The 14225-nt window shown below is 60.3% G+C and carries 8 protein-coding genes and 2 pseudogenes; 7 read left to right on the top strand and 3 right to left on the bottom strand.

All coding sequences use genetic code 11. From position 1 onward, the window contains the following. Window positions 1-474 (bottom strand): annotated as a pseudogene (locus AB6804_RS23275) (hypothetical protein); the annotation flags it as partial. Window positions 475-729: 255 nt separating this feature from the next. On the opposite strand from AB6804_RS23275, the gene AB6804_RS23280 reads away from it, so the two are divergent. Beyond that, on the top strand, window positions 730-2364 hold the full coding sequence (locus AB6804_RS23280) for an MFS transporter (protein ID WP_370888486.1): 1635 nt from the start codon (window positions 730-732) through the stop codon (window positions 2362-2364). A gap of 1094 nt (window positions 2365-3458) precedes the next feature. Further along, the gene (locus tag AB6804_RS23285) at window positions 3459-3737 is read left to right on the top strand and encodes a hypothetical protein (protein WP_370888487.1); all 279 of its coding nucleotides are present in this window, start codon (window positions 3459-3461) and stop codon (window positions 3735-3737) included. Window positions 3738-3747: 10 nt separating this feature from the next. Here AB6804_RS23285 and AB6804_RS23290 read toward each other — a convergent pair whose 3' ends face one another. Both AB6804_RS23290 and AB6804_RS23295 read right to left on the bottom strand, forming a co-directional pair. Beyond that, a complete protein-coding gene (locus tag AB6804_RS23290; RefSeq protein WP_370888488.1) occupies window positions 3748-4332 on the bottom strand; it encodes a hypothetical protein in 585 nt (194 codons plus the stop codon). A 39-nt stretch (window positions 4333-4371) separates the two neighbouring features. Beyond that, on the bottom strand, window positions 4372-4944 hold the full coding sequence (locus AB6804_RS23295) for a hypothetical protein (protein ID WP_370888489.1): 573 nt from the start codon (window positions 4942-4944) through the stop codon (window positions 4372-4374). 632 nt (window positions 4945-5576) lie between these two features. On the opposite strand from AB6804_RS23295, the gene AB6804_RS23300 reads away from it, so the two are divergent. The 5 genes and pseudogenes from AB6804_RS23300 (at window position 5577) to AB6804_RS23320 (ending at window position 12926) form a co-directional block, all read left to right on the top strand. Continuing rightward, window positions 5577-6863: an NRAMP family divalent metal transporter gene (locus tag AB6804_RS23300; protein WP_370888490.1), complete on the top strand. Its 1287-nt coding sequence runs from the start codon at window positions 5577-5579 to the stop codon at window positions 6861-6863. Window positions 6864-6873: 10 nt separating this feature from the next. Continuing rightward, on the top strand, window positions 6874-7329 hold the full coding sequence (locus AB6804_RS23305; RefSeq protein WP_370888491.1) for a methyl-accepting chemotaxis protein: 456 nt from the start codon (window positions 6874-6876) through the stop codon (window positions 7327-7329). A 1166-nt stretch (window positions 7330-8495) separates the two neighbouring features. Then, window positions 8496-11249: a putative bifunctional diguanylate cyclase/phosphodiesterase gene (locus AB6804_RS23310; RefSeq protein ID WP_370888492.1), complete on the top strand. Its 2754-nt coding sequence runs from the start codon at window positions 8496-8498 to the stop codon at window positions 11247-11249. A gap of 380 nt (window positions 11250-11629) precedes the next feature. Further along, complete coding sequence (locus AB6804_RS23315; RefSeq protein ID WP_370888493.1) at window positions 11630-12007, top strand: septal ring lytic transglycosylase RlpA family protein; 378 nt, start codon at window positions 11630-11632, stop codon at window positions 12005-12007. Window positions 12008-12111: 104 nt separating this feature from the next. Next, a pseudogene (locus AB6804_RS23320) lies at window positions 12112-12926 on the top strand (2-hydroxyacid dehydrogenase). The last annotated feature ends 1299 nt before the right edge of the window (window positions 12927-14225 follow it).

Below are 14225 nucleotides of genomic sequence, written 5' to 3' on the forward strand. Positions count from 1 at the left end.
TGCTGATACTGAGTTCTTTCGTGCATCGCAACACCTTATACGAAACGGGTGTTGCACTTCAGATTTGAGGCTGCCCAGGAACTGTCCGAACTTGTTCGCAAGGTAAAGAAGGATAGAGCCAGATTCGAATACTCGGACGGGCGACTCAGTGCTTCTATCCAGCAGAGCAGGAATTTTTGAATTCGGGTTCACTTCAACGAAGCCGCTACCGAACTGGTCGCCGTCGCTGATGCTGATGTACCAGGCGTCGTACTCTGCCTCGCGAACACCCAGTTCCAGTAGTTCTTCGAGGAGGATAGTCACCTTGACGCCATTGGGCGTGCCGAGCGAGTACAACTGCAACTGATGCTTGCCGATGGGTAGTTTCTTTTCGTGAGTCGCCCCGGCGATAGGTCGATTGATGCTCGCAAACGTGCCGCCGTTGTCTTTGTCCCAGGTCCAGACACGTGGTGGAATGTACTTCTCGTCAGCCATGGTCGGCCTCCAGCAAAAATGTTGCGGTTCCAGCCCGAGACCTTTGGCGACGCGCGCTGGTCTGGCGTTCCTCGTAGAATCGGACTCGCTTCGGCGAGCGTACGTCCACGCTCACAGCTACGAGCCATCTATCGGGGTCGTGCGGGGACTGCGAAGGGGAAGGGTGCAGTGTACGAGGAACGATGGAACCGTGCTTGCGCGGCCGCTGACTTGGCCGAATCTGCCGCGCTGGACTTGCTATGCTAGTCGTCACTGATGAGCACGGGAGTGAGCTTGGTCAAAAGGGATTCTTTCGGCTGCGAGTCGGGAAACGGGCATGTGGTCGCAGCGCAGGCGAGCCCGTGCGACGAACTCTTCATCCGCACACAACCTACCACAGTGGACCGCCCGTGCCGGCGAAAACGTCTCGCGCTCGCCGCTACGATTCTGGGTTCAAGCATGGCGTTCATCGACGGCTCCGTCGTCAATGTTGCGTTGCCCGCCATTCAACGCGACTTGGTAGCAGGCGTCGCAGCGGTGCAGTGGGTCGTCAACGCCTACCTGCTCTTTCTTGGGTCTCTCGTGCTGCTGGGCGGATCAATGGGCGACCGGTTCGGCCGCCGCACAATCTTTATCGCGGGCATTGTTCTTTTCACGGTGGCGTCCGCCGCTTGCGGCTTTGCACTGAATGCGACTGCGCTGATCGCCGCGCGCGCGATTCAAGGTATGGGCGCGGCGTTGCTTGTACCGAGCAGTCTCGCAATCATAGGCGCCGTATTCGACGGCGAAGCGCGCGGCCGGGCGATCGGCACCTGGGCCGGCGTGGGGGCGATTACATCGGCGGCGGGGCCCGTGGCGGGTGGCTGGCTCGTCGACGCGTTGTCGTGGCGGGCGATTTTTTTTCTAAACGTCCCGTTTGCAGCCGTCACGATTGCGCTCGCTGTTGCTGCCATACCCAACAGCCACAAGGTCGACGGGCCTCGAAAGGTCGACTGGCCCGGTGCGCTAACTGCAGCTGCGGGACTCGCCGCACTTACGTACGGTCTGACCGACGCTTCAGCGCGAGGTTTTGCGCATCCGTTCGTGCTGTGCGCGATTGGCGCCGGGCTGGTTGTGCTCGCCGCATTCGTGATGATCGAGGCGAAGAGCGATCATCCGATGATGCCGCTCGACGTCTTCCGCTCGCGCGATTTCACAGGCGCTAACCTCGTCACACTACTGCTTTACTTCGGCCTCGGCGGCGCATTCTTTTTCCTGCCGTTCACGCTGATCCGCGCACACGACTACACCGCGACCGAAGCGGGCGCATCGCTGCTACCGGTACCCGTCATTGTCGGTCTGCTGTCGCGCTTCACCGGTGGCCTGACCAGCCGCTTCGGTTCCCGTGCGCTGCTAACGACTGGCCCCGGCGTCGCCGGCATTGGGTTCGCGCTACTGGCGCTGCCGTTTGTGCGTGGCAGCTATTGGACTGAATTCTTTCCTGCGCTCGCCGTGCTCGGACTCGGCATGACCATCACCGTCGCGCCGCTGACCACTACCGTTATGAGCTCAGTGCCAGCCGAGCGCGCAGGTATCGCGTCGGGCATTAACAACGCTATTGCGCGCGTGGCGAGCCTCTTGGCGATTGCTGTGCTCGGCATTGTGTTTGTGTGGTCGCACCACGCGGCGCTATCGGCACGGCTCGATGCGTTGCACGTGGCGCAGGACGCACGTAAGACCGAGATGTTGCTGGAGCCGAGGGCGCAACCCGGGACGGCAGCGGGCGACGCGGGTACGCGGCCCCGGACACGCGCAGCGCTGGCGCAAGCCGACGCAATCGCTGAGGCACTGCGTGCCGTCGCACTTGTGGCCGCAGCGTGCGCGTTCGCCGGAGCGGGTATTGCGGCGGCGACCATCCAGGCCCGCAAATGATGCGCGTCCTATTGCCCGGCGCGCCCACTGTCGGCAAAAAAACTTTGATGCCAACGGACAAAAAACTCGGCTGCCGCTGCGTCAAGGTGCAACGGCTGAGCTTCTGCTATTCCCGATGTCCGATTTTTCTTGGCGGGTTCGTCATCGACGCTGCAGTACTAGATTTGAAGCGGCGCAAGCGTCGGCGACAATCAACTTCCGTCGACCGTCGACCGTCGGAGAATGGCGAACGATCACCGCCTGCACGCCGCCGCATGCGTCGGCCGACGTAATGATTGTATTTACCGATCTGGTCAATCATTCAAATTACTCAAGATACGTTTCGGAACGAATGCGCTTACATCGCATCCGGCAGCACACCGGCGTACGCGTGAAGCACCGTGAGCGATTCTAGGACAGCCCACCCTTTGCTCGAGGTGTAACAAAGGTACGATTGCTGGCACTCGTCTAGCCAAGCGCATGCCAGAGCGCGGCCAACAGCAGTCATATATCCCGTCGGCGAGTCGGTCCTTCGGACGACGACTAAGCTGCAAGCTGCGTTCAGTCACGCCGGAGTCACAGGCTGGGCCTCGATAACCCATTGCCTCGAGCGTCGACCATCGAACCCGTCGAGCTGACGTCCGGCAAGCCGTGTTACAAACAGGCTCTACTGCAAGCGCGGCGCGCCCACGACGCACCTCGGCCAAATGACATGCTCGGTGACATCCAGCTCATTGCTTGCCTTGCACACGCAGTGCACGGCCGTTCGGCCCTGTTCGTGCTCGTACGGAATCGCCGAGCACTCAGTAGTGGATCGTGAGTGGCTCCGGGTAGTCGAGCGGGTAAGTTGCCTCGACGCCCCACGCTTCTGCCGTGAAAGGCGGTTCGCCGGAATGACCTCCCTGGTATGTATAACAAGGGCCCAAGGACGAAGTTGAATGAACGACCATTGTCGTGCTGGGGCCGTCGGGCGCGAGATAGAGGGTTACCTTCGCGCCCACTCTGATCAGTCTCGATGGCCTCAGAACGGGCCAAGCATTGACGATGGCGGGGGGGCCGCTACAGTCTGGGGTCGGGAAGGCGAGGCTGCCTGCCGACCATGCGTATTGCGACGCATGTTGCCGACCAGATTCATCGATGGGTCGATAAACACTCACGAATGTCCGCGCTCCTCCGAGCGTCAGGATCACGCCTTTGCCGACGCCATCAATTGCGAGCGGGCCGACCACTCTTCCGTTGGCGTCGAAAACCTTGAGGACTTCGTGCCCGTGCCGCCGGCCGTCGCCATGGACACCGTCTCCGTCGTGGGAACTGCCGGGGAAAGCCGGCGTGGCGAAGAACAAGAGCGTAACGAGAAAAAGCAATCTGCACATCTCGGTCTCCCGTCAGTGTGACTCTTGCGAGCTACCGCACGGTCAGCGGCTCGGGGAAGCGTTCGGTGAGCGAAAAGCTGCTCTCGGGCGTCCAGCCTTCCTCTCGATTAACGGGCGTTATGCCTGTGCATGGGCCGTCGACATACTGCATGGAGCGTACCGACGGTGCAAAGTCGGACGAGAAAGAGTCGGGCGCTATGTAAAGCGTCGCTTCGCCACCCTGCCGCACAACGGCGGCCGGGCGTAAGTTGCCGACGGGCTCGCCCCGTACGAAAGGCGGGCCGCTGCAGTCGCTCGTTCTGAAGGAGAACGCGTAAGAAACATCGCCCCAGACGTACTGCGACGCCAAAGTATGGCCGTTCGCACCGCTTGCCCGGCGAATCGGTACGAATACGATAGCCCCATTCACCGTCAGCACCACACCAGGGGCCGAGTTGCCGAAAAAGTCAGTGCGGCCGGACGTTAAGGTGCCAACGAAACTTCCGTGTGCATCGACAACTGCCAGAGAGCGATGTTCACCTTCATGCCGTGTACGTGCATCTTCGGCAGCTCCGCCGCCGCTCCAAATCGAGGCAAGGGCAACTACAATCACCGCAGTCTTGACTGTAGCTTTCACGAGAAACTCCTTCGCGTACTCGGAGTCGTGTCATAGCGTTCAATAGTGAACGGTAAGCGGCTCCAGGAAGTTCTGAATTAGCGAATAAGCGGACCCAGCCGTCCAGGCCCCACCCACGCCTATGAAGGCGATGCATCGATCTTTAGCGTCGGAGTAGGATCTGAGGTCGGCCGAAGCCGTGTAGGTATCGGAAGCAATGTAGGCCGTCACATCGGTGCCGCGTCGTACAACTTCTACCGGTCTTAGCACGGAAAAGGTGTCGATGATTGCAGGAGGCCCGCTGCAATCAGTTGTTGGGTACCACGGATTTCCTTCCGCCCACGCATATTGAGTGGACGAGACGTGACCGCCGCTATCCGTCATTCGCCTTATGGGGACAACGACAGTCGCGCCGTTGACAGTGATGAGAACGCCACTCGAGAAACTCGAGAATGGAGCATCAACGAGCGGGCCGACCACAATGCCCCTGCTGTCGAATACCCGCAGCTTTCCAGGACCATCGTGGCGATCGCGGTCGCTCTCACCGCCTCCATCGTCGTTGGCAAGTGTGTTCGACGTGAAAATCAGGAAGACGAGGAAGGCAAGAGGGAATTTTCCGAAGCCGAACTTCATGGTGTCGGATCGTATAGCGCTGACCGTCTGGTCAAGCTTAGGTGTCTGCAGCGTAACGTTCGCGATCGCTCAAGAGTTACGAAGCACCTGCACAAGGCTCTCTCTATCGCGACGCAAAGCGCTGAGGGGAGCGCCATTTGATTGCAATATAGGACTTGCGCGACCACTAAGCAAACGCCAATTGGCGCGAGAGTGCCTTATCAAGTCTGTATGGCACGGTAAAGTACGTTTGATGATGCGGCCCGCGGGCTGCCGAACGAGGCTGCGAGCCTCGGCTGCCACGGGCAACCAAGGAATCCGAGCCATCGCAGAACCAGCGCTGCCCCACAGTCAGCGCACACCGTCTCGCTGCGGGATCAAAGCGGGCTCACCTTGAAGACGGAGACCGCCCGGTGAAGGCTGTTCGCCTGCTCTGCCATGGCTTGTGCCCATGGAATCAACGGTACCAACATGATCAAAAACATAACATTTAGAGGTCATGTGACAGCGCGTCTAAACCCTCCGTTATTTCCTCTGTTCGATTTGCATGGCACCTCCAGACGCTGTAGCCGTTGTATGTCACTGCACTGCATCATCGCCGGGAGGAACGCTTCATGCGGACCGCTCCGTCAATCGCGTTGGCGGATTGGGCGATGGTCACTCATCAGGAAAAAGAGCTAGCGGATGAAAGCGTGCGCGCGAGCAAGCGGGCGGCGCACTCGTGGGCCGCGGACGTCGGGCCGGGATTAGCGAGCATGGCATCGGACAACGATCCGGGCGGCATCGCGACTTACACGCTCGCAGGCGCGTGGTACGGATTCGACCTTCTGTGGATGTGCGTGCTGTCGTATCCGTCTACCGTTGCGCTGCAGCTCATCGCAGCGCGCGTCGCGGTAGTGACCGGGCGTGGCTTGACCACCAACATGCGGGCGCACTACTCGTCGCTCTTTTATTTCTTCGCGGTGGCGCGCTTTCTCTTTGCCAACACGTTCAACGTCGCCGTCGATTTACTCGCGATGGGCGTGGCGTTGCACGTCTTCATCGGTGGATCCGTTGCATGGCTCACACTGCTGTCGGGCGCTGCGTCGATCGCCCTCCAATGCCTCGTTCCGTACGCACGGTACGCGCGGATCGTGAAGTGGATGGCGCTCGCGATGTTCGCGTATGTCGGCGTTATCGTGGTGGTCGAAGTGCCCTGGCAGACGGTTCTCATGCGCGCGTTCGTGCCGCGAGTGGACTGGAACGAGGACTACATCACGATGCTGATTGCCGTGCTCGGCACCACGGTCAGCCCTTATTTGATGTTTGCGCAAGCCGAACAGGAAGTGCGGGACGGCGGCCGTCGAGACCAGAAGGCGCTAAACGGGCAGATGCGCAAGATTCGTCGCGACACGCTGCTGCGGACCGCGCTTTCGAACGTGGCCGCGCTGTGCATGATGATCGCGGCCGCCGCGACGCTGCATGTCATGCAAAAGACGCCCGTAGGCGAGCCGGTCGACATGGCGCGTGTACTGGCGCCGCTCGCGCATGGCTATGCGAGCCATGTGCTTGCGGTCGCGCTGATCGGCTCTGCATTGCTGGCCTTGCCGCCCCTGGCGGGCTCCGCGGCGCAGGCTGTGGCGAGTTCGTTCAATTGGCCGCGCGGCGAACAACGCGACCGGCGGATCGCGTGGCTGCTTGTCGGCGTGACGGGACTCGGCGCAGCGGCGGCGATGGTGCTCGCAGTGCTGCGCGTCGAGCCCGTTCATGCGCTGTACTGGAGCGCGGTGGCCAACGGCATGACGGTTACGCCGGTGCTCGCGCTCCTCGTGCTGCTCGGTGCCAAGCGGGAAGTCGTCGGCGATTTCGTCGCGCACTGGACGGTGCGTGTGTTGAGCTGGTTCGCCACGCTCGCGACGGGCGCGGCCATCGTCGCACACTTCGTGCTGGAGTTCGTGTGAAGCGAAAGCGTTGGCGCCAATCCGCGCGCTGATCGAAGCCTCAGCGGGTCGCGTGCATGCGGGCACCGAACTTGTCACAAAGGCCGGCGAGACGATGGAGAGAATGACATCTGCAATGGAGCGCGTGACCGACATCATGGACGAGATCGCGTCGGCGTCGCATGAGCAAACCTGCGGAATCGAGCAAGTCGATCAAGCCATTGGCCAGATGGACGCAGTCACGCAGCAAAACGCCGCGCTTGTCAAGCAGGCCGCCGCAGCCGCCGGCTCGATGGAAGAACAAGCGGCGCACCTGCGAAGCGCAGTGGCTGTTTTCAAGATGTCGCAAACGGGTGAGTCGGCAACAGAAATCCGGTCCGGCATCCGTATTCGAGAACCACGACCATCCGTCGGGGCGCTCGCGGCTAAGACAGCCGTGCTTGCAATAGCGCCCCATGGAAAACCAACGGTGAAACCTTGCCGGTAGGCCAAGCCGTCGCTCACAGGCGAGTGGTCAGCCTTTTGCGCTGATCTCGCATTGCTGACATGCAGCTACTCCCGAGGGGTAGTCAAGCCCGCCGACGCACCGTGGTCAAACGACACCGCGTCGGGGGGTATCGCGGGCGACTGGCAGCAGGATCTGGTTAAGAGACGCTCGGCGTGCCGAGCGCCGAACGGCCGGATCGGGTCGCGTTCTGCCGGTCGGCCGCGCGAGGCAGCCAGCGGCCACTTTCCGCCCCTCGCCTGAGCCGTCCAGTGGTCACTCGAATGGCCGGTCCAGTCCGAAACCCGCCCGATATTCAACGCGCGCTCGTCGGCCTTCGCGGACATTCGTTTTTCGCCCGCGTGATGGCGACTCGACCATCCACACCGATCGTTGACACGCGATCGAATTACGTCCGACACAAGGACGTTGTTCTTTTTGAGCGAGTAAGTTCAGCCTAGGGATGCGGGCACTGGATGTTGTGGACGCGCGCGGTCCTTAGATTCTTGCGCGACCGCTCTGCACGGTAGCACTATATTGCTTCATAGTACCGAATAAGTTCTTCCCCGCGACGTCGCCCGTAGGGATTCCCAGTTACAGTGTTGAAGTATTCGCTAAACTGCGCTGCCATCTCGCGCCTGTTGTCAGGCATAGCTTTCAAAGACTTGTACCAAGAATGAAACAGACGAACGCTTTCCGTGAATCTACTTTTCTTCAAGGCAATCTCCGATGCATGGAGGCCCCGAAATTCTACAACTTAACGTCTAACCGTTAGGGAAGCATACGAATCCACCAAGAAGATGCGACATGTCGACGAGTCGCTGTGCGACCAAGTGTCGGACTTCACCCTCGCATTGCCACGTGCCATACACCGCGAGCAATGACGCGCCCACCGCTTCACGCTGCTGCTTTTCAAGCGACGCGGCCACCTCCGGCCTCGGCGCCGACCCGTACCAAAGCTCTACCATCGAATATCGCTATCGGGCATTTCCCGATTAAGGTTTCCGTCTTCAGGGCCGATATCGGATATAGGGCAACTGCGATAGCGAACCCGCGAAAGGCTGCAAGAAATCGTCACGGACAGTTCGTTTGACGCATGTCGCCGTTGGTCCCGCGTTCTTCCGAAGTGTGTTTCTGGCGTGTCGAGCGTCGCACAGGCGCCGAGAAAAATGGCAAATGGCATCAAGTGGTTTCTAGGGACGATTAGCGGTCGCAAACGGTACCAGCGATCGTTCACGAGCGCCTTCCTGCTTGCAGTGACGCTCAGTGCCGCCATGGCGTGTTACTGGGCGACCGCCGCACGCGCCCGAGAGCAGTTCGCACTGGCCAATGCGCTGTCCGTCAGTGCGCAACTCGAACTGCTCGCAACGTTGCATATCGATGCCAATGCCGACTTCCTCACGGGAGTCGGCACGGCGCGGTTCGGGTCAAACGCCTGGCCTGTCGCCCGCACAGTGACGGTCACGCGTTCGTACGATTTTCTCGAACAGTCATTTGCAGGTGACTCGACGTCGCAATATGAAGTGACCGCCCTCCGGGCTCACACCGCCGTGCTGGCGTCTCAACTGGAGAATGCGGCAAACGACGTTGCGCGCACAGGCCACGCCCGGATGGTCGACGCGGGCCGGCTCGAGGCGGCCAACATCACGCTGCAAGCGATCATGCACGCGCTCTCTCGTTTGCAGCTTGCGCAGAGTGCAAAGCTCGCCGCCATGCAATCGAAAGCAGAGACGCAACTGGCCTGGCAGCGAATGACCTTTGCTGTCGCGCTCGCGCTGGGTCTATGTTGCCTCGGCTATGTGCTGCGGTTCGCGCATAAAGCGTCGCTCGCACGCAGCGCGGCGAACATCGTCGCCCGCCAGGCACACGACCGCTTCATCGAGTACTTCGAGCAGCATCCGCTCGCCATGCTCATATTCGATATCGAGACGGGTTTCATCCAGACCGCCAACGCTGCCGCGCAGCGGCAATACGGCGGCAACCTCGAGAACCTCAGGGCCGTCACCATCGACCAGCTTCGCCCCATCAACGAGATTGAACCGTTCAGACACGACCTTCGCAGTTATTTGCGCTCGGGATCCAAAAGTGGATGGGGTGGTGTTCGACATCACACCTGTCTGGATGGCCGATCCATCCACGTCGACGTGTCGTATCACTTTCTGGAATACGCCGGCCGTCCCGCGTGTTTCATCACCGCAGCGGACGTGAGCGAACGGGAGGCAGCGCGTGCAGAGCTGCGTTTCCACAGCAGCGCCCTCGAAGCCTCGCCGAACGCAGTGCTAATCACCGAGGCGCAACAATCGCTGAAGCAAAGCCGGGTGGTCTATGCCAACCCCGCGTTCGAGACTCTGACCGGCCTTTCCGTGCACGAAGTCATGGGACAACTTGCGGACACTACGCTATCCAGCGTCTTCGGCGACGAGAGCGCATGCGATAACGATCTGGCGACAGTAGTCAGTGGCAGGCGCCGGGACGGCACCGTGTTCTGGGCGCAGCGGCACGTCTCGCCGGTCATGGATACCCGAGGCGTGGCGACGCACGCGGTCACTGTCTTCAGCGATATCTCTGACCGCATGCGCGACCAGCAGCGCCTGAGTTGGCTCGCCTGCTTCGACTCGCTCACGCACTTGCCCAACCGCGCGACGCTTCAGTCCAGACTGGGCGAACTACTGGAAGGCGCTTCGTGCCGGGCAGATCGCGTGGCCGCGGTCTTCATCGACCTCGACAACTTCAAGGAGATCAACGACTCGTTGGGTCACGCGGCCGGCGACGAGGTCATCAGGGAAGTCGCGCGCAGGCTTTCGACCGCTTTATGCGAGCCGGAGATGGTTGCCCGATTTGCGGGAGACGAATTCGTGGCACTGCTATGCGGTCCGGATATCGACCAACTCGTCGATAGAGCCCGCGATTTACACCGCCTCGTGATAGGCGAGATGCGGATCGGGCAAGACATCGTCGCCTCACGCGCGAGCGCGGGCGTCGCCGTCTTCCCCGATGACGCGACGAACGCTGACGACCTCATTCGCTATGCGGACGCAGCAATGTACGAGGCCAAACGTCAGCGTGACGGCAGTCTGCGGGTCTTCAATCGTTCCATCGCGGTTGATCATGCGGAACGTCATCACTTGACGCAGCGGTTGCAGCATGCACTGAAGAGCGGTCAGCTTCGGGTTGCCTATCAACCACGCGTCGAGGCAGCAGGATCGAAGACCGTCGCCTTCGAGGCATTGTTGCGATGGTCCGATTCGGAGCGGGGCGATATCAGTCCAGCGACCTTCATACCGCTTGCCGAAGAGCGAGGACTCATCGTGCCAATCGGCGAATGGGTGCTCCGAACAGCATGCGAGCAGGCGAAAGAGTGGGCTCGCGTGCAGCCGGACATCGTCGTCTCGATCAACGTCTCACCTCTGCAGTTCTCCCGCTCCGACTTCCCGAAGACGTTGCGCCAGACACTTCGAGCCGTCGGCGTGGACCCGCGAAACATCGAACTGGAAATCACTGAAAGCGTAGTGGTGACGCCCGCAGCACTGACCGCCCTGCACGAGATCCGCCGACTCGGCGTCTCTATCGCCATCGATGACTTCGGTACCGGATTCTCCAGCCTGGCGTACATCCGCGACTTCAAGGCCGACTGCGTCAAGATCGACATGTCGTTCGTGCACGGTATCGGCAAGTCAACAAACGACGAGGTCATCGTCCGAGCGGTCATCGCAATGGCGCACACGCTCGATATGCGAGTTGTCGCCGAAGGCGTCGAAACGGCCGCACAGTTCGAATTTCTTGCAAGCCACCAATGCGATCAGGTTCAGGGTTATCTCTTTGCTCCGCCGATGTCAGCGGTGCAAGCGGGACACGCGCTTTCGTTCGCGAATGACCTCAGCCGCTTGCACATCGAGAAAGCACTTGAATTCGGTGATACCTAGAAGCGCTTCGATGGCATCACGGCATTTGCAGTCTTTATCGGGCATAAGGACACGGTTCTTCCTCGCTTGAATCAAGAGACGTCACGTCGCGGAATGAATAGACGGAAGAGGTCCGCCACCTGCTAGGCCAATAGGGGCATTGCGCATCAGCCATGTCAGCCACCTACGTTCGATTCGAACAGCGCAAATCCGCTATCGATCAATCCGTCGTCCGGGCGGTCAAGGGGGAATGACCAATGAAGCCGTATGGCTCCTGTAGTCTGCGTTGCCGAAGCCGTGGCTGGCTTCGCATATTCGCAGCTCTGATCTTTTCATGCGGGTTGAACGCGTCGGTGGCGGCGCACACGAGCGCGTCCGCCAGTCATCGTCATCAGCACTCGGTGTCGAAGACCGCGCGGGACGGAGGTCTCGACCGGTCCGGCAAGGCCCGCAAAGGCAAGGCGTCGTACTATGGCCGGAGCTTTTATCGCAAGAAAATGTCGGACGGGACCAGGATGAATCCGCAATCCAATGCCGCTGCGAGCAAGACGCTTCCGCTCGGCACCCGCGCCCGAGTCAAGAATCTCCAAAACGGCAATAGCGACGTTGTGCGGATCAGGGATCGCGGCCCCTACGCCAAGGGTCGAATTGTCGACGTATCGCCTAAAACGGCAGACAAGCTGGGGATGAAGAAGGACGGCACGGCCCTCGTCGAGGTCAAGCCGATCGACGTGCCGCCGCTCGACGGCTCCGCTAAGCCGGGCGCAGGGGCGCGATAAACGCGGACTCGCTACAGATTGGCGAATTTCACTCTGCACAGCAGGACATCATCGACCCTGAGGTGCGTCGCTACGCGGAGGAAGACCTGCAGCGGAATCCTGCGGTGTCCGAGGGAATCGAAGCCATCTTGACGCGCAGCAGCTACCAACTTCCAGCGTCGTTGTTGGAAAGTTTGCCAAACCTGAAGATCATCGCGACCTCAGGAGTGGGATTTGATGGCATCCCCGTCGACGCTGCGCGTAGCAGGGGGGTATCGTAACGAACACTCCAGGGGTCCTGGACGCGGCGGTCTGCGAACTTGCGATCGGACTGCTGCTGTCCCTGTTACGGCGTATTCCGTCGGCAGACCGGTTTGTCAGGGACGAGGCATGGGCTCATGAGTTCTTCCCGTTGACGTCGAGCCTGGCTGGCAAAAGGACCGGCATTGTGGGTCTCGGTCGGCTCGGCCAAGGTATCGCACGTCGTCTGGCTGGCTTTGACGTGGAGATTGCCTATTGCGGCGCGAAGGTCGAGGGAGTGCCATACGTGATGCTTGCCGACGTGCAGGAGCTTGCGACTTTCGCGGACATCTTGATCGTGTGCTGTCCTGGTGGCGACAAGACTCGCCATCTCATCAACGGCGCGGTCCTGTCCGCACTCGGTTCCAGCGGTTTCCTGGTAAATGTTTCGCGCGGCACGGTAGTCGATGAAGCGGCCCTCATCGACGCACTGGCGAATGGCTTGATCCGTGGTGCCGCGTTGGATGTTTTCGAGAAAGAACCACTAATTGGATCCAAGCTGGCCACCTTCAGCAACGTGGTGCTTACCCCACACGCCGGCTCTGCGACCGAGGAAACCAGGCATACCATGCTCCGTCTTGCACTGGACAACATACATCGCGTACTCGACGGTAGTTGCGCGCTTACTCCTGTCCAATAGGTTTATCGCCTCGGGCAAGCGAATTATTGTTTCGGTTTCTTCGCAGCCTGATTCGCTTCGTTCCTATCGACAACGGAAACGTCCACCAAAAAGCGATTTGGGCCCGTGCGTAAAGGGAAGCAAATAATCACCGGGCGAGGGCCGCGCACATGGCTCGAAGCCTCCGAGTGAACAACGTTGCCGCACTGCCTTTGTGCGCGCACGCCCCCGGTGACTCAACGAGCCTGATGGCCTCGCTGGCGTAGACCACATTGAATGTGTCACACCAGGCCGCGAAACATCGGACCGCTGCCCCTGGCAGTGACACGTTTGTTTGCAGTGCGAACGAAATATAGCGTCAGTTCGTCCGACCGCTCAAGCAAGGCGCGTCTGTATAACGTCAGCCGCCGGGCTAGCTTCAGGCTGAAGGCTTCGAACCGGTGCGCGCCACTCTGACGGGCAAGCGCGAGCGGCTCCGTGACGGTTTCTGCTCAAAGCGGATCCTGCGGTGGACACGCGAGTACCGGCGAATTCATCCCCGGCTTTTGCGTGCACACGCTTCAATCGGACCTGGATTTGATAAAAGGATTTTATCGATCGACCATGCCGAACGGTTCGGATTTGTTGGCTGGCGGGCCTTTCAGCGGACTCCCTTAGCAATTCGACAAGCTGTTTTCCCTGATAATACGAATTATCAGAATTAGAATGGCCGTCGACCTGTGCCCTTGGTCGTCGATCGCCTCGTCTTGCTCCAGGTGCAAAATCGGGCGATCGTAAAGAGCGGAGTGAGCGAGGGGCTTAGACCTGGGCCAGAGCGTGGTACCGAGAAAAACCAGTGGCCCCGATAAACACCGACGTGTTCGGTCAAGCGCTCAGGAGCTGCGGCAGTTTGGTGTTCGCCGAAAGGGCAGTGTCTAGGGCGCTGATTCGCTCCTCCGACTTCGGCAACCGGGCCAGCAGCAGACATCCGATTAAGAAAGGTGCGGTCATTCGAACGTCGGTAAATGCTTTGGAGCCGACGGACGCATCGCTCCGTCTTGCGACAGAAATAGACGCATATACTTCTCGAAACTATCGGTCAGCGTGCAGCTCTCGTTGGACGCGGTGCGTTTGCGAAACGACGACGTCCATATCAACGGCCATGCCGTAAAGATGTGTCGCATCGTCGCATCTCTTCTATTCCGCGGTTGTGCACGGCCGGCGCTCATCGCGTCCATTCAAGCTGGTTGCGTTCGATGGGCCGCAAACTGATCGGCCACTCATGTGACACGATCGTTCACTGGCCGGGCTACTATCCCTTCGGTGCCGGCCGCATCATGT

The sequence above is a fragment of the Caballeronia sp. RCC_10 genome, from assembly GCF_041360715.1.
In the GTDB taxonomy this organism is placed as follows: domain Bacteria; phylum Pseudomonadota; class Gammaproteobacteria; order Burkholderiales; family Burkholderiaceae; genus Caballeronia; species Caballeronia grimmiae.

Bases quoted from the DNA above. Each gene is read 5' to 3' on its own strand.
- AB6804_RS23300 (WP_370888490.1), top strand. From the start codon at position 5,577: ATGGTCACTCATCAGGAAAAAGAGCTAGCGGATGAAAGCGTGCGCGCG.
- AB6804_RS23280 (WP_370888486.1), top strand. From the start codon at position 730: ATGAGCACGGGAGTGAGCTTGGTCAAAAGGGATTCTTTCGGCTGCGAG.
- AB6804_RS23310 (WP_370888492.1), top strand. From the start codon at position 8,496: ATGGCAAATGGCATCAAGTGGTTTCTAGGGACGATTAGCGGTCGCAAA.
- AB6804_RS23285 (WP_370888487.1), top strand. From the start codon at position 3,459: ATGTTGCCGACCAGATTCATCGATGGGTCGATAAACACTCACGAATGT.
- AB6804_RS23295 (WP_370888489.1), bottom strand. From the start codon at position 4,944: ATGAAGTTCGGCTTCGGAAAATTCCCTCTTGCCTTCCTCGTCTTCCTG.